The sequence below is a fragment of the Mycoplasma sp. 2248 genome (assembly GCF_034863245.1).
GTDB lineage: Bacteria > Bacillota_I > Bacilli_A > Mycoplasmatales > Metamycoplasmataceae > Mycoplasmopsis.
Genome location: NZ_JAYFFC010000006.1, coordinates 17,089 through 34,564 on the forward strand (window position 1 = coordinate 17,089; position 17,476 = coordinate 34,564).

Annotated in this window: 16 protein-coding genes; 12 read left to right on the forward strand and 4 right to left on the reverse strand. The window is 29.1% G+C overall.

Translation table 4 applies throughout. The annotated features are described in order from the left end of the window. Positions 1-29: 29 nt before the first annotated feature. The 12 genes from VBM91_RS02215 to VBM91_RS02270 all read left to right on the forward strand — a co-directional run bounded on the left by VBM91_RS02215 (position 30) and on the right by VBM91_RS02270 (position 14,732). Positions 30-1,829 carry a hypothetical protein gene (locus tag VBM91_RS02215; RefSeq protein WP_323189141.1) on the forward strand — a complete coding sequence of 600 codons (1,800 nt, stop codon included), beginning with the start codon at positions 30-32 and terminating at the stop codon, positions 1,827-1,829. 967 nt (positions 1,830-2,796) lie between these two features. After that, positions 2,797-3,831, forward strand: coding sequence for a DnaB-like helicase C-terminal domain-containing protein (locus tag VBM91_RS02220; protein WP_323189142.1), 1,035 nt, complete (start codon positions 2,797-2,799; stop codon positions 3,829-3,831). Further along, positions 3,818-4,636, forward strand: coding sequence for a hypothetical protein (locus tag VBM91_RS02225; protein WP_323189143.1), 819 nt, complete (start codon positions 3,818-3,820; stop codon positions 4,634-4,636). The genes VBM91_RS02220 and VBM91_RS02225 overlap by 14 nt, the downstream gene beginning before the upstream one ends. 9 nt (positions 4,637-4,645) lie before the next feature. Further along, the gene (locus VBM91_RS02230; protein WP_323189144.1) at positions 4,646-6,325 is read left to right on the forward strand and encodes a hypothetical protein; all 1,680 of its coding nucleotides are present in this window, start codon (positions 4,646-4,648) and stop codon (positions 6,323-6,325) included. Continuing rightward, the gene (locus tag VBM91_RS02235) at positions 6,312-7,520 is read left to right on the forward strand and encodes a hypothetical protein (protein ID WP_323189145.1); all 1,209 of its coding nucleotides are present in this window, start codon (positions 6,312-6,314) and stop codon (positions 7,518-7,520) included. Before VBM91_RS02230 ends, VBM91_RS02235 begins: the two co-directional genes overlap by 14 nt. After that, positions 7,504-9,654: a hypothetical protein gene (locus VBM91_RS02240; RefSeq protein WP_323189146.1), complete on the forward strand. Its 2,151-nt coding sequence runs from the start codon at positions 7,504-7,506 to the stop codon at positions 9,652-9,654. Before VBM91_RS02235 ends, VBM91_RS02240 begins: the two co-directional genes overlap by 17 nt. Before the next feature lie 40 nt (positions 9,655-9,694). Beyond that, positions 9,695-10,210 carry a hypothetical protein gene (locus tag VBM91_RS02245; RefSeq protein WP_323189147.1) on the forward strand — a complete coding sequence of 172 codons (516 nt, stop codon included), beginning with the start codon at positions 9,695-9,697 and terminating at the stop codon, positions 10,208-10,210. 11 nt (positions 10,211-10,221) lie between these two features. Beyond that, positions 10,222-11,181: a hypothetical protein gene (locus tag VBM91_RS02250; RefSeq protein WP_323189148.1), complete on the forward strand. Its 960-nt coding sequence runs from the start codon at positions 10,222-10,224 to the stop codon at positions 11,179-11,181. A 6-nt stretch (positions 11,182-11,187) separates the two neighbouring features. After that, positions 11,188-12,522 carry a hypothetical protein gene (locus VBM91_RS02255; RefSeq protein ID WP_323189149.1) on the forward strand — a complete coding sequence of 445 codons (1,335 nt, stop codon included), beginning with the start codon at positions 11,188-11,190 and terminating at the stop codon, positions 12,520-12,522. Position 12,523: 1 nt separating this feature from the next. Continuing rightward, positions 12,524-14,194, forward strand: coding sequence for a hypothetical protein (locus VBM91_RS02260; RefSeq protein ID WP_323189150.1), 1,671 nt, complete (start codon positions 12,524-12,526; stop codon positions 14,192-14,194). A gap of 3 nt (positions 14,195-14,197) precedes the next feature. Beyond that, a complete protein-coding gene (locus tag VBM91_RS02265; protein ID WP_323189151.1) occupies positions 14,198-14,557 on the forward strand; it encodes a hypothetical protein in 360 nt (119 codons plus the stop codon). 1 nt (position 14,558) lies between these two features. Then, complete coding sequence (locus tag VBM91_RS02270) at positions 14,559-14,732, forward strand: hypothetical protein (protein WP_323189152.1); 174 nt, start codon at positions 14,559-14,561, stop codon at positions 14,730-14,732. Here VBM91_RS02270 and VBM91_RS02275 read toward each other — a convergent pair. The 4 genes from VBM91_RS02275 to VBM91_RS02290 are packed head-to-tail and all read right to left on the reverse strand — an operon-like array spanning position 14,729 to position 17,049. After that, entirely contained in the window at positions 14,729-15,235 is a 507-nt protein-coding gene (locus tag VBM91_RS02275; RefSeq protein WP_323189153.1) for a hypothetical protein, read from the reverse strand. The genes VBM91_RS02270 and VBM91_RS02275 overlap by 4 nt on opposite strands. Before the next feature lie 2 nt (positions 15,236-15,237). Beyond that, on the reverse strand, positions 15,238-15,696 hold the full coding sequence (locus tag VBM91_RS02280) for a hypothetical protein (protein WP_323189154.1): 459 nt from the start codon (positions 15,694-15,696) through the stop codon (positions 15,238-15,240). Beyond that, positions 15,696-16,028, reverse strand: coding sequence for a hypothetical protein (locus VBM91_RS02285; protein WP_323189155.1), 333 nt, complete (start codon positions 16,026-16,028; stop codon positions 15,696-15,698). Before VBM91_RS02285 ends, VBM91_RS02280 begins: the two co-directional genes overlap by 1 nt. Beyond that, a complete protein-coding gene (locus tag VBM91_RS02290; protein ID WP_323189156.1) occupies positions 16,015-17,049 on the reverse strand; it encodes a tyrosine-type recombinase/integrase in 1,035 nt (344 codons plus the stop codon). The genes VBM91_RS02285 and VBM91_RS02290 overlap by 14 nt, the downstream gene beginning before the upstream one ends. Positions 17,050-17,476: the final 427 nt, after the last annotated feature.

Here is a 17,476-nt window from a genome sequence, read left to right on the forward strand (position 1 = left end):
TTATGAATTAAAAACATTATAATTTGTCTATGAAAAAATTTAAAAGAAAACTATTTTGTGCAATTGCCCCATTATCGGTTATTCCTACAGCATTGCTAGCTTCATGTGCGAAAAAAACAAAAGATCCTTGAACAAATAGCACAAATTCAAAAAATTTAACTGAATTACAAAATAGTTCATCAAAAATTAAATTATTAAATCCAGAAGTTACACCAGGAGCTGATTTTAGAGATTTTTATGCTGATTTAAAAGACTCGGCAGATAATTCATATCCAACGGTTGTTCTTTCCAGAAACGCATCACAAGTATTTTTATCATCATTTATGCAAATTGTCGGTCATTTAAACGCAGCTAACAATGAAAAGCAACCTTACAACGATGTTGTTTATTTAATTGATCAAGATGTTTGGGACATTGACAAAACTAATGAAAATCCAGAAAGTCAAAGGTTTAATTTTAAGTATTTATTAAACAAATTTACACCTGTGCTAAATAAGGAAACAGGTGAAATGAATGTTAAAGATGGAAAATTGTTGGTTTTAGACAACTTGAAATATGCAACTAACACCCAAGAGGATAAAGCTTATTCAGTAACACCAACAACTTTAGAAGAATTAACAACTTATTTACAACCATATCTAGAAGCCGGAATTGATAAATTTGATTTTTATATACCTGATGTATCTTTAATAGCTTTATCCGATGAAGATCGCATTGTTGTAAGAGATTGAATTTTTAAACATGCTAATAAAATAGTTATTTTAAGTGATGGTAATTCTCAACCTTATGATTTTATTGAGAATTATTATTTAAACTTTGCTCTAAAAGCAGGTAAATCATATACTCAAGCAGAATTGCTTAAATACTGAAATGATTTACAAGCAGATGAATATATTAAAATACCTATTGATTGTCGTTATTTATTCACTTTACAAGAGAAAGTTAAAATTTACAACTTAGAAAACACATACATTAATGCTTTTAATCAAAGATTAGAAAACGCAGGTAAAGCTTGAGCTAAATTAAACATTAAGTCGTATCCAATTAATCCATTTATGCATAAGGATTACATACAATTTACCGAAAACATTGATTATCAAGGCGATTTTGAACGCTTAAATCAAATTTACGGCAAGAGCTTTTTAGATCTTATTGTTGAAGGTAAAAACAATTATTCTGCAAACAAAAAGAATTTAATCTTTATGGGTTCTTCATTATTTAAAAAAAATGACAGAGGCTGAAGATTGAATCAAAACGAAAATGCTTACAATGAAGTCAAAGCTTATTTCGCCAAAATTAAAGAGTTATATCCTGCAGATCAATATAATTACTTCTTTAAATTGCATCCAAGTTATAGTGCTCAAGATGCTGTTGAATACATTAAATTGCTCGTTGGCGAAGATGAATATGCTAATACAATTACATTAAATCCTACAATTGCTTGAGAAAATATGTTGGCAATTGATTATCGCAACATTGAAAAAGGCACATCAGTATTATTTGATCAAAATAATAATTCAAGAACTGAATTATATGGTTTACAAGGTACAACAACAGTGCTTTTAACCACAATGACATTTCTAAAACAAACATTCGGTTGAGATTTAGAAAAAATGAAAAGCTTTGTCAATATACAAAACTTCCCATTAGCAAATACCTTTAACATTTTATCTCGTGATACTTATTATACTGACCACAAAAAAGGTTATCAAGCTAACATATCTAAAATGGATCAAGTTTATAAATACTTTGTTGACACTGGTGCTTTCTATCCGAAAAATGAATGAATTGATATGGATACTTTTCTTGCAAAAACCAATCTTAATTAACCTAAAAAACATATAAAAAAGACAAAATTATCTAAACTAGAACACAAAATACGGACAAAACTGTATTTAAACTGGGACACGAAATATGGACAATCCATATTTCGTGTTTTTTGTATAGGAGAATATATGAGACAACTTAAACAGCATGAATGACTTGAACTTTTTTCAGATTATGATGATTTTAAAAAGGGTCTAATGTCAAAAAATAATTTTAAAAACAATTTTGTTTTTTGTCAATTCACATTGACCACAAAACTAAATTTATTGTAAATTACAATTTGTCCAAAATAAATGATTTAGATTTAGTTATGAAATACATGTCAAAATAAAATTAAACAAACAATGAATAGCACATTTAGACCATTGTTTCCAATATTTAACTAAAGATTATTTGCAAACAATATCTAAAAATAATGGCATTGTTTCAATGGAGAGAGTTAGCAACTCGCCATACAACATAGAAGCAGAATATTTATTTTCGATTTTAGAATCTGAATGTTTAAAACTAATTTATATAACCAAGATAACTTTTGATGATCTTAGCAAAATAATTAATGAGTTTATTTTTGATACATCAACGAAAGTATTCAATCAAAATCAGATTGAAAAACACCCCGACAACGTTGAGATGATATTATGTCTAATTAACCCTTCTATCCACCTTTAGTGTGTCTGTTTATTTATTTTGTTTAGAATTTTCACAAGAGGCAACAAATTCCACAAGAATTAACGTCATATCTGAAATTGATTTAATTTTCAAAAAAGTTTGAATTTTTTCATAATTCTCTTAGTAATTCTGATACAATTGACACTTATATTACATATATATATATATATATAATTTTGAGTTGCTGATATCACAAGCAAGTGGTGGGTGCTAAGAAAAAAAATAGGGTCTATGTTCATTTAATCACAACACAAAATTTCAACCAATAATCTCTTTCAAAATTGAAGGAGATTTTTTTGTATGCAAAACTTTGAAAATATCAAAATCAAAGGTGTAGGTTCAGTAATAACTGAATGAATGGAAAAACCAAACTTGAATCAAATGACTTTAAAAGGGACAGGGTTTAAGTTTATAGACAATGAACTTCAGGGGTTAAGACCTTCACAATTCATTGTTTTAGGGGGAAGACCAGGAACAGGAAAAACAACCTTTTTAATTAACTTGATAAATGAACTCAATAGTTCATTAGATAAAGATGAATGTGTCTTGTTCATTTCATTAGAACAAACCGCTTCAGAGATTACACAAAAGCTTTTCTCTATGAATACGTTCTATGAATTAAAAAACTTTTATGAGTCTTTAAATATAGTTGAAGATTTAAAAGCATTCAATAGAATGGGTTTTGATAGAGTGATTGAAAACTCAAAATGTTATTTTGTAGATGACCCTGATATAAGAGCAGAACACATTAAAAACTTAATTGTATTTTTTGAGCAAAGAACACAAAAGAAAGTTAGAGCTGTTTTTATAGACCATATACAAATACTTTCAACAGCAAAACATTTCTCTAGTAAGTATGAACAAACTTCATATATATCAAGAATATTAAAAAAGCTAGCTTTAGATACATCCATTCCTGTCGTTGCTCTTTCTCAAATGAGCAGAGACTGAACAACTTCACAACAAAGAAAACCAAAAACAACAAAAAAAGCAAATGAAAAAGGACAGCAACCTACACCAGTTGAAAAGTTAAAAGCAGAACCACCTGTTCTTACTGATTTAAGAGACAGTGGAAGTATAGAACAAGATGCTGATATTGTGTTGTTTCTATATGAGAGAGACATTGAAGAGAATAAAGAGAGAAATGATTATTCAATGGTTAATTTATCAATTGCTAAAAACAGGAATGGATGTATAGGTAAAGAACAAGAAATTGTATTCATTCAACCTTTAGCTTTAATGATTGAATTAACACAAGAAAATCAATCTTCAATTGTTAGTGCTTTTAAAAATCTAGAGAAACAAAGAAAGGAAAAAGAAAATGGAAAACAATAAAACAATCAACTACACCTTTCACAAAGGTTTCTCATATTGTGAAGGTGTAGTGTATGTTAAAGAAGTAGGTCAATTAATTACAAAAACAACACAAAGTGGTTTTGAAGTTAAAGAATTATATGTTGATGTTCTTTATGCTGATAAATTCCATTCAGAGAATTACAGACCAACACCTGCTTCAGCTAAATTAAAATTCACAGGAAAGCAAGCAGAACAAGCGTCTAAAGAAATTCAAGTAGGACACTTCTTAAATTTCTATGGAAGTGTGTTAGCAAATGATTTCAATAATGAACACACCAATCATATATTTAACACATTTATGTATCTAATTTATCACTATCAGATACTTAACAAATACGTATCAGAGGTAATTGCTTACCATATAGCAGATGCTTATAAAGCAGTGCAAGGAACATTTATTTTTGTAAATGCTTCAGTCGAATTATTAACTGATGAAATTAGAACAGAGAAAAACTTTGTATATTGTAAAGCTGCTATTCCATTAAAAGACAATCAAAAGAAATTTTTAACATTAATCAAAACCTTAAAAGTAAGACACCCTGCTATGATGGATGGAGCAGTTCCACCAATATATGAATCACCTTATCTAAACAAAAAAGGTTCAAGAGCATTTGTAAAGTTTGTCCCTTTAGTTCAAAAGAATTTATCAAAAGATGAAAAGACAACTTATTATCAAGTGTATGGGAGTTATGAAGAACTTTCAATGGTTGAAGAACCACAAGAAAAACCAACAGAGACAAAACCAAAACACGAATCATGTTTTGAATTTGTAGAAGAAAAGTAGGAAGTTAATATGTCGTTGTTTCCACTTGAAAAATTAAAGGAGATATTACACTATACAGACCTTCCAGATAACCCTGCTTTTGATGCTTTTGAAAGCTCTGAATTCTTTGAAATTCAGAGTGGAGCAAAAGGGGTTTCAAAGTCTTTCAATGGTGCTATTATCACACTTTATAGATTAGCTAATGAAACCAACTTCAACTCTGTTTGATGTAGAAATCAATACAACCATATTAAGAATACATTGATACCAATGTTTCAAAAAGCAGCAGACTTTTTAGAAACAAAACACAAAATCAATATCAAGAGATATTTAGTCTTTACACAAGATGCTATCTACTGAAGTGATGGGACTGATACCAAAACATGTAGAAAAATATTGTTTCAAAACTTCGAAAAGATTCAAGCATTCCAAGGTATTACATTACCAAAAGCAGATTATTATTTTGGGGAGTTAGTTATTGATGAACCAATTGAAGACCCTGAGAATACAAACTATACACCAGGACAATTAAGGGACTTATACCAAAACCAAAAAGAGAACATACCCTTATTAATTCAAAACACTGTTTTGAGAACTAAAGCACCGCAAGATACAAAATTAAAAGTTAAGTTCTTTTATAACATTTTTACAACAGAGCACTTTTTAATAACTGATTATCATAATAAGGTTATTCCATTAATTTCACACAATGGAACAACTAACATTCAAGTGTTAGATAGATTAGTTAAAGATAAGTTTATTTATGAAACATCTTCAACATTCTCTGAAGGTTTAGGTATCAATGTAATTATGTATTCAAAATTATTCACTCCAAACAGTGAAATGAGCGAAATACAAAAAAAACAATTTGAACTTTTAAAATCAACTAACTTCAGATTGTGAGTTATTACTGTAGCAGGTTTTGCTTTTGTTAATGAAGATAAACAAAGTGCTTTCTATCTTAAAAGTTTAATCTACGATAACAACAACTTTAATAGCAATATTGAATTCATTACAAATGAGCAAGTATCAGAGTTTATAAGAGCAGGAAAAGTTTTAGGTGTTTTTGATGGATACGACCCCGGAAAGAGCGATAATGCTTCTTGATGTAGAACGCTGCTTTTAGATGATGGAAAGATTGTAATATTAGATGCTATAGAAGACCTTAAAAGGTTCTTCAAACATAGACCAACAAGAGTTGAAGTTAATAAGTTATTAATTGATTTGATTATTAAAAGCAATATCTGAATATTTGAAGAGTTAAAAAATTCTTATCATACAAATGAATTTTTTAACTTAAACAAATTTGAGAATGTTATCTTAACAGATAATGACCATGTAAGCGATTACGTAAATCTGGAACTTCAGCAATTAGCTAGCAAGTTTCCAGATTTCAAAATATATTCAAGATTAGCAAATAGAAAAGATACAAGAACTGAAAAGTTTGGTATCGAAAGCAGACAAAGATGAACAGAGTGAATCTTTGGAAATAATATGGTGTATATCTTAAATACAAATGATACAACAAAGCTATTAGAAAACTTATCAAAGCAATATGTTGAACCTGGAGAAAAGAAAAGAGATGAAACTGTTTTTCCAGAGATATATGACTTAATAAATGCTTTTGAAATGTCTAACAGCTTAACATACAAAAAGCAGAAAGTGCTTTGAAATTTAGCACAGCAAGGAGAGAATTATGGCGTTAGATAATGAAGCAATTTTCAAAAAAGGAGCTATGGTCATAAATAACTCCATTATTCCAACAGAGATTGATAATGAATTCAAAATCAACTCAAGAAGCTTTTTTGAAAAGCAGGGAGCATTACTTCAAGTTTCAGAATTAGCAACTGAACTTCCAACTTTTGAGTTTGTTAATGGAAAAGAAGAGTTTGATGCTTTCTTAAAGAGAAATGATTTTCTTTCAATTATTCAACAACTAGAAAAGTTCTTATTCACAAAAGGAATTTGAGCTTTAGGAATTCAAAACAATAAAAAGGTGGTTTTAGCTCAAGTTGTCGATTATGAAACTAATGATGATAATGAGTTAGTTTATTTACAAATTAACACAGGTAAGTTATCAAATGGAGTTGATGAATATAGCACATTTACAACATATGATTTATTAAACAATAAGGGTTATGTTGAAAAGTCAATTATTGATAAGAATGGAAAGAGACAACCACTTTCAAGCTTATTAGGTAAAAGATACAAACAAGAAATATTCAAAGATAACTTTATTCCTTTTGTTATCTTCAAAAACAATTCAACAGGACAAGCAGAAATGGATTTAATCGACCAAGAACTTTTTGCTCTGTTGGACATTAAGTTGAGCGCTTTATATTTTGATAGTTTCTTATCTGCTCCAATTCCTTTAATCAATTGAGATTTAGGAAACTCTAAATCTAACAGTGTGTCTAAATCATTGTTCTCATTAGGAAAAGATAGAATCATTCAAACACACTCAATAGCACCTTATAGTGACCAAATGGTTAAACCTTTCGAAATAGCGCAATCACAAAGCACAGCGCTTTCAACAATTCAATCAATTGAAAGCATTATGTATTGAATCAAACAAGCTTTAATCTTCAAAAAGGATTCTACTGATGGTGGAACTCACAACATTCATTCAGTGGAAGCACAACAATTAAACAGTTCATATAATCACTATATTGAAGGTAAAGCAAACTTAAGAGAGATATATTATGAAAAGTTTGCTAGATTAGTGTTGAGAGTGTTAGGATTGGATTATTTACAAGATATCAATGTTATAACAACTAGCTCTTCAAAATATTTAGAACAACAAGCAAAAATATTATCAACTGACCAAAATGGGGTTCTATTAAATAGAAACCAAGACATTAGACAAACAAAAACAAATGAGGTAAATGATGAACTTCAACAATAACACTTCAAAGCTTTTTGTTTATAAGATTGAATCAAATAAACCTTTAAGTTTCATCAAACATAGTATCAATGTTATTAACTTACCAGAACCTGAAGAGTTTGATGTTATTAAGTTAAACCACACAAAACTATCAAACACCTTATTAGATGATGGTAATGTTAGCAATGAATTGTTTAACTCTTACACAATCACAGGAGATAGTGATTTATATAACTATCTAGAAGTTGAACCATCTAAAAACATCTTTTATCTTTTCACATTTGATAGTCCTTATGTGACTCAATTCAATGAGTTCTATATTATCGAAAACAAAATTGATAATATGGAACTTAACGATGTATTAGAAGCATATGCTGATATAACACTTACGCAATTAGACTATTACAAAGAACTTCATAATATTGACTTTGTTATTAGGAAAAACAACCCTGTTGATTTAACAGCTGATAACTTTGTCTTAAAGATGAATAAGGGAGCTTTAATCAACTCTATTAACTTCTTAAATGATAAAGATAGATTGATTAAAATGGACAACAGGTCTCAAGCTCCATATATGCTTACAATCAACCCTTTTAATGTGTTTAAAAATAGATATTCATTGAACTTCTGAAGTTTAGCAAATAACAATTTTTATTTATTAAATGAATATTTGAAAAACCAAAACACAATACCACAAAATGAGTTTTTGATTTTCTTAAAAGAATTAATAAGTGTAACTAATACAGTGAAGTCAGGTTATAAAGGACTTAATGAAGAAGCTATTAAGAAGTTTGAAGAAAAAAACGGGAAGATATCAGACTTAAAGAATTGAACAGATAATGCAATTAAAACAAAGTTAAATCAATATTTTGTATCTGGTGAGTTTGAAAAGACAAATATATTAAAAAACTATATTCTAGCTTTCTCAAATATGCTTATAACAACATATGCTTGAAAAGGTGGTCTGAATGATGAAAACTTCCTTTATTCTCCTTTAATCTCTTGATACAACAATGGAGAATATAAATGATTTTCTTACTTATATGATGTTGATAATAATGGAGACATCATATCAAGGACAAAAAACACATTTTTGAATAATAACACTTTTATGTTCAATGGTTCGAATGTTCAACTTCCAATTTTAGGCGAATCATTAACAGAGATTGATTATTCATCAACACCTGTTGAATTTAATGATAAGTCTTATAACTATAACTGACCTTTTTACTTATTTTTAAAACCATCAGGGTTTAAGAAACTAGTTGAATATAGCGCTACTATTGACCAAAATATAGGAGCAAGCACAAGGTCAGTAATTGTTCCTTATAGAGTGATGAATGTTGTAATTGGTGAAAGTAATAATTATCCTTCAGAGAGATTTTATATTCCACCAACTGTTATTTCAAAATTTATAAATGATAACCCTCAATATGGGGGAGAGTCGATTTATCATTTTTATGACTTTGAAAGATATTCAAACAGTTTTATATCAGTAAATACCGATTTAATTTATGGTGAAAGATATAACTGATATAAAGACCTTATAAAAGGAATTAAGGAATTTGAAAGTCAAGCAAGATATCATTATCATATTAGTGATGAGTACGAACTTATAGATTATAAGTTAGCATCTAAATGGATAAGGTCTGATGTTATTCAAGCACACGGTGGTCACGGGGGAGTTGCTTACACTTCTTCACTTGGAAGTGCTAGAAAAAATTATATTAATAAATGATTAAAAGAAGCAGATGTGATACTTCCTGAATTAGATAAGTACCCTGATAAATATCTTCCATTGTTTGATAAAAACGGAAATGAAATAAGTCCAACTCCAGGTTGAGCTGATAGACCAAAAGATTCAACAATTGGTCTATCACAATTTGTTTTCTCAAACAAACCAAAAGCAATTAAACCACACCAATTCTATGAAACACTTAACAATACAATATTTAACTCACCTGATGAGTTTGTTAAGTCAGTAGGTCTAGTTAATGATGACTTTCAAGACCATAACAGTATTGTTATTCATAAAGAGAATAATGATACTGTTAGATGCATTGAAATTAGAGCATTATGACTAGATTGAATTATGGTTAATGATATGGAAATTCCAATCAATAACAAACCATATAACAAAATTATTTTCTGATAAGAAAGGACAAGGAACTGCAGCCTTATAAAGACAGAACATTATGGAAATTATCAAGAAGATTTCACAAAAATTAGGTCTTTCTGACCAAGAAACTTTTCAAAAATTAGGTTTATCTGAAGATGCTAAAAGAACTCAAATTCTTAATGCTTTAGATACATATGCTATTTTTGAAACAAAAGAAGAATTAGAGAACTATATTAAAACGAAGTTATCAAATAAAGAACAAGAGATTGAAACTCTAAAATCAACTCTCTCTGAATTTGAAACAACAAAAGAACTCTATTCAAAACTTATTGAAGAGAATAAATTAGCAAAAGAAAATATTAAGTTAATTGTTGATAATACCATTGATACAATGAACTTTAAAGGAAAAGTTAACAAAGAAAAGATTGAGCTCAATAATTTAGATTTTGCTAATTTAAAAACTTCAATATTAAAACAAGCTTCTGAATTAGGTTGAGAAGTTAAAGAAGAAACACCAGAACCAACACAAAGCAAAGAACCACAACAAGAGTTCAAAGCTAAATATTGAGGTAATGGAATAATCATAGATTAAAGGAGATAAACATGTTAAATACACAAATTAAATCAATTTTAACAAGTGAAAAGAGTTTAGTAGATGCATCAAACTCAAATTCACCAATTACACTTTCACAAATCACAGCAACACAATTAGTTGATTATTACAAAGATAGATCACTTTTCTCAAAATACGCACAAGGGAACACAGTTTTAGAAGTTTCACAAAGAAGCATTTCTGTTATGTTGAACCCTTCAACTGTTTTCAAAAATAGAGCAGAAGGAATCGGAGCAGGAGCACCTGATAAGTTCAGATTAGGAAAACAAGTTTCAGTAAGTTGAAATGAACCTTTAGTTGCTTATGAAGGACTTACAGCTCAAGAAAAGGAATTATTACCAATTGATATTGCTTCAATTAAGCTTTCAAAGATGTCTCAAGACTTCGTTAGATTAACAGAAAGAACAGGATTCAACCTTTTAGAAAATAGAGCTATTGAAAACAGCAAAGTTTCAGTTATTGATTACGAATCAAAAACACCTGCTGAATATAAAAAAGAAATTGTTAAGTTAGCAACAAAACTTACATTAACATATTCACCAGAACAAGGAATTGACCAAATTGCACCAGATGATATCTTGGTATCAATTCACCCTGTAGCATTTGACTATTTAGCAGATGCCGGAGTTGTTGGAGATAGAGCAAAAGAAACATTCGATGGTGGTCAATACTCAATTGGTTACATCGGTGGTTACAAAGTTGTTTCTAACCCTTTTCTTAACCAATTAGATGTGTTGGTTGCTCCAACATTCGTTGGTTTAAGAGCCGTAAATGCTATCAAAATGTATATGGGACCAATTGATAATGCTTCAGCTGATATTGTTGTAAGAGCTGAAATTGCTAATGCTTTAGGTGTCTTATACACTGGGTTAGTTTATGGTATTGCTTCAAGCTCTAAATCTAAACAAAATGAAGACAAATTCATCACTGAACCAGCTACAAGAGATTAGACAGTTATGCTTTTAGTTTTCAAAGAACCTCAAATTAAGTATCAATCAACACAAGAGAGATTATCTTATTTAAGAGCTATCAGAGAAGACAAGGAGAAAAAAGATGAAACAATTTGAAGCAAAATATTCAAAGCTGTTTCATCTTTTTTTATAGATATTCTTTTAGAAGTAGCGATTGATGCTTTGAGTGTCGTTTTACCAATTGGTGCTATTCCTTTACAACTTATCAAAATAGGAGCAAGATTTGTAAAGAATGTAATTGTTTCATTGGTTGAAAATAATGGAGCAGTTGATTGAGCTTCTGTTGCTATATCAACCGCTATTGAAACAGCAACCTTTGGTTTAGCAAAAGGATTTTCATATATTAAAAAAGTAACTAAATTTGGAAAAGGTATTGCTAAAGGTATTCAAGCAACTAAAAAAGCTGTTTCATTTATTAAGCAAGGATTAACACAAAAGATTGAAACAATTACAAAGACTGCTTTTAAGTATGTTGATAAATACAAACTAATTAAAAGCAACACAATTAGAAAGTTTGTAAATGCTAAAACAATAAGCAAAGCAATTCAAACAGGAAAAGAGTTTTTCTCAATTGTAAAGAACCCTTTTAGTTTAGTGACTAAATTATCAACAAAAGCACAACAATTAGTCAAAAAGAATATTAAAGACAAAATGGTTAGATTACAAGCTGCTTATTATAAAAAGCAATTACAAAACCAAATCATTAAGAAGAAGGTAATTAGTCCAAAAACAGCAAACAAATATATCAGAGCAAATAGATTAGCAAATAAAGGACAATTCTATTTTAATAGTTCGTGAATTAGTGGAATACGACTTTATGATGAAAGATATTGAGACCAAAGCAATGATGTTTCATTCTTCTTATACTTTAAGAGAGATGCGACTAAATCAAAGAACTTTCCAAAAGGAAAAAGACCCTTACAATTCACAATGTCTTATGAAGAGATGTTTAACTTCTTAAAAGCTCCATCAAAAGGACAATATTATTTGGACAATTGAGCTTGAGGTTGAGATATGGGAAGAATAAGAATAAACACATCAACAGAGTTCGAAGTTGATAAGTTAGTTCAAAGAGATTTCCTTAAGAGATTTAGATTAGCAGAGCATTATGCTACAGCTGATGCTTTAGATGAAACATTATTCCAAACAAACCAATATGATAAATATGTTAAAAAACACAGAACAAACAAGACACAACTATTTGCTTATCAAACCACAAATGCTAAAGGTAAAAAAGTACTTAAATTTACACCTTATATTTACGGTAATGAATCACGAACATTTACAAAACAAGCAAAGAGAATAAAAAGGACAAAATAAGATGGACAGACAAGAAGTTTTATTTATCAAAAATATGGGTCTATCATTTGAAGAGTTTAAAAGCTCTGAGTTCAATATGCTAGTCCCTTTCAAGACACCAAAAAAACTCTCTAATTTAATGAGTGAGTTATCAGATGAAGAAATATATAACAGAGTAATTTACAGTGTTTATAACTCTGTTAATGCCTTAATAAACAGTGTTGTATCACTAGTTGCTAAAAAAGTGGATTACAATGTGGAGCAGTTCAAAAATGCTATTGGAGATGATAGATATCAATTGCTTAAAAAATCAATGTTCCACGAAGTAAATAACAGATATACAAATAATGCTATTCCTGAAGTTAATTCAAGACTTACACTTTTAGGTGGTTCAGCTCAAGTATTAGGAACACAAAGAGAGTTTGTATTTGCTGAACAACATTTAAACCCGATTGCTGCTAAGTTGCTTTATGATGGAGAATGAGACAGTTTAGGGGTTGAAATTGTTAAAGGTTTAGACAAGTTGTCGGGTTTTGTTTCAACAACTGATTTTGATAAGGTAAATAAAGATATTAAAGGGTTTAAAAAGACAGTTGAAACAAAGACAGAACAAATAGACACAGATATTAGAAACCTTAAGTTATCAGCTGAAAGAATCCCTTCGTCAATGGAGTGAACAGAGATTAGAAAAAATATTCAAATGGACAAAGTCCAAGCAAATCAAATTTTAGATAACATTAACAAAATTGAACAACTAGAAGCCGAAAGAACTAGGTTAGAGAATGCTCTAAATCAAGAGATTGAAGCTTTTTCAACATTCAAAAGAAACTATGAAGAGCAATACACTAACACGCTTCAAAGTATCAATGAAGTAAGAGCGGCAGATGAAGAGAAATGAAATTCAATATATCCTAAATTAACACTCTGAAAAGAAAATGTTGATTTGAAAGTTAAAGAAGTTCGCGACAGCTTATTTGGAAGTGATGATGCTGCTGAAGGAGCACCAGAACCAGGATTTCTGAAACAAGCTGAAGAAAAGTTTAAAGAGCTAGTTCAAAACATCGAAGAGCTTAAAAAGACAAAATCAAACGGTGAAGCTACCAAATATCTTTATCAAATTGTTAAAACAATGAGGGAAGAGTTAGATTCACATCCCTGAAATAGTGATATTACGGATTTAGGAGAAACAGTTGACGAGATGGGAACAACACTAGCTTGAGCTATTAACACAACTGAGCAGGAGCAATTCACAGGTGAATATCTAGAAGGTTTCCCTATATATAAGAAATTAGTTAAATATGAAACTGAATGAAGTAACGACACACCTTCAACATTAATAGCAGGTGTTAAAGACTTAGTGAATATTGAGGGGAGTTTTTCTGCTTACACATCAACTGAAGAACCACAAAATAGAAAGCAATTTCCAATCTTACAAATATCACATGCAGCTATTGGTGCACAAGGAGATTACTTCTATGTTGAGAATAATGAACTGAAGTTCAAAGCAGGACAAAAAACACCATACATTTACAGAAAAGCAGTTGAAAAAATTGCAATCAATGTTGTTATCAAATATACAAAATCAACAGACACACAATTAACAATATGAGATAGAGCATCTAACCATAGAAACCCTATATCTCCAAGTGAATATGCTATATTAGTAGCACGCTTTAAAAATAGTTCAAGCTAAAAAATGAGTGAAAATGTAATTACAGCAATAGCAGGAGCAGGTGGTTCTGTGACTGTTATTGCTTTGATGTATGTTGTTTATTGATTAATAACTAAATACAAACAAAACAAGCAGTCAAACAATGTAAATAAGTCTGCTAATCACATTAATATAACAAACACAAAACAAGGAGATGAAGTGACTGCATTGATTCATCTAATAGAACAGCAAACAAAGAAAATAGATGATATTAACAAAAGATTAAGAAACATTGAACTTTCACAAGATAGATATAATGCTGCTTTTAAAGTATATGTTGAAAACAATGGTGTATCTAACGATGTGAAAAAGATAGTTAAACAAATTATTGATGGAGAAAATTAAAATGGACAAGATAAGACAATTTTTCAAAAAGGTTTTAGATTTCTTTAAGTGAATGAAAGTTCATTCAATAGATGCTGCTATTACAGTGCTAGAGAATGTCCCTTTAGAGCAAGAAGAGCTCGAAAGACTTAAAGAGATTATTAAGACCAAGAACAAAGAAAAAACAGCAGTTTAAGCTGTTTTTTTGTTTGTATTGAGTTTCTTAATCTTTCATTGTTGGTTCTGTTTGAAAGCGATGTAAGGAGTAGCAGAGTGCTTTTTTGAATATTCTAACAAGTTAGTCAAATCATATTCATTATTATGATTATCGTGTGGTTTAACTTGTATAAATATAAGTTCATTATTTGGGTTGGTTCCATATAAATCAACTTTGTATTTCATATCAACAAAAGAAGAAGTTGCTTTGATTTTGAAGTTTGCTTTATTAAGTAAATTAGCAAGCTGTAGTTCTTTTCTGAAGTTTATAAAAGTCATATACATTAAAATATGTTTATATTGTGGGTATAAGTCAAGGTCGATTTCTTTTGTATGCATTCACTTTATCATATAAGTTTTAAATGTTTGTGAAAACTTCGAATCAAATTCAGTAAATGATGAAGGAAGGTTTTTTCAGAGATATTCTTTTATATCTATTCCAAGCTCTCCGAAGTTTGGAAGTTTGATTTTTTCTTTAATCATAATTATTTTAAAAACTTATCCCTTTGATATTTGTCTGAGTAATGCGTTTTTAAATAATATGTCGTTGTTCTATGAACTATCTCATAGATACCTTCAAAAACATCATTAAAGTTATTTGCATCGTTTTGATTTTGTCTATCAATATAATCATATAATTGTCTCTTTAAGAAGTCTAAAAATTCTGTTTCAACACTTCAAAATACTTCTAATTTAGAAATAAAGGAAATTACAGAAAACTTCTTATATGTTCAGAACATTTTATCAGCAAAAGACATTTGAACCATTAACTTCAAAGATTCTTTATTTGCAAGTATGGTAATTAATGAAATAACATTCTCATAGCTTTGTTTTTGTTTTCTGAAATCTCTTCATTCTCTGAAGTATCTTTTAAGCTTTTCTCATTTTCTTTCTTTTGGTTCTGTGAATAGCAAAAGTTCAGATGGTATTTTTGTTTTCTTCATTATTTCTCCCCTTGAGTTTCTTTGAATGCTTTTATTTTTTTAACTAATTTAATAGCTTCTGTTTCAGTTAAGTTAGAACATACTTTATTGGTTCATAACTTCAAAACTTTAAGGTATGAATGAAAGACTGTCCCATCTTCTTCTATTTTGCAAATATATGAGTTAAAATCATCAGAAATAGAGTTTTTGAACTTACTATCATAAACATAGTTTTCTTCCCTTACAAAGTGATTTATTTCTTTAATAGGACAAGTTATAAATTCCTTTGAAGTTAAAAGCTTTGAAGTGATTTCTATTATTCTTAATATTTGTGATTGATTAATTGTTTTCATTGTTTCCTCTTTCAAGCAATTCAATTTGTTTTCTTAATTTTTCATTTTCTTTTGCTAATTTTTGGTTTTCTAATCTTTCAGCTTCTAACAGTGCTAATTGTTTCTTTTCATTGATGAGAGCAATATCTTTAAAGTCTCTAAGTTGTTCAATTTCTCTCATCATTTCAGCTTGATTAATGAGTTTAAGTCTTGCTGGGTCAGTAGCATCTTTAACTATCTTTGCTAACTCTTCAGGTGTTTGAATTATGTATGTATTTATTAATGTTGTTGTGTCTTTATGACCTGTTGATTTTTGGATTTTTACAATGTCTGTATTGTTTCTATATTGATTGGTAACAAATGCTTTTCTGAATGTGTGAATTGTAATTGGTTTATCAGCGAACTCTGGTAAGTCTCTTTTTAGTTCAGCTATAAACCTTGTGAATTGATAATTCATATCTCTAGGGAATTTTGAATTATCAATGAATTCTTCATATAAAGGTCAATACTCTTTAGAGATGTTGTAAGCTCTAAAATTGTTGTTTTTGTTAGCTTGTGTATATGATGAATACACTTCTATTTCTTCCATATATACAAAGTTGTCTTTATTAGCTAAAACATTGCAAATTTCACTAAATCTAGCACCATTTTCGATAGCGAATAAGACAAACGAAGCAACACCCTTTGAATTATCATAGTTGAGTGCATATTTCTTTATTTTAGAAAGTTCAACAACATCTGGAACATATGTTGCCGCTTTAACTGTTTTGATATTTGGAATGATTGAAACATCATAAACAAACTTTTGTTCTAGTTGGTTGTATTTTGTTATTAATGATTTAAGCATTGAGAAGAATGTTTGTTGTGAGCTAGGTTTTAATCTATCTCTGTAATCTTTTATTACTGTTTTAAGTTCTTCATTTGATGGTTCTGGTGTTGAGAAACATTTAAAGAAGTTATCAAAGAAATATTTATATGTTTGTCTTGTTTTTGAGTTATGTAAATTATTAACATAAATTTTTGAATATTCTTTTAAGTTCATTGTATAAATAATCAAACTTTAAGCTTTTCCCTGTTGATTTTTGTGCTATACTATACATGAGGAAATCAACAGGGGTCAATTTAAGTTGATTTCCTTTCTTTTTATATTTTCAAAGTATGATGCAGTTAAGTTAACAAATAAAGTCAGAGATTAAACAAACATCTCTGACTTCTCTTTTTTAACATACTTAAAGAATATATCACACAAATAACTAAAAGAAGTTATAAGTTCGACTGTATGCTAAACAAGGGGTCAAGTTTGTTTAACTGCATAAATATTATAACACCAATTTTTTATTTTTCTCAAAATATTTTTTTATTTAACAAAATATATATTTTATTTATAAAATAAATAAAATATATGGTATAATATAAATGGTATTTAAGGAGAGACAAATTCACAAAACAAGCATACAAAAAATCTCTTT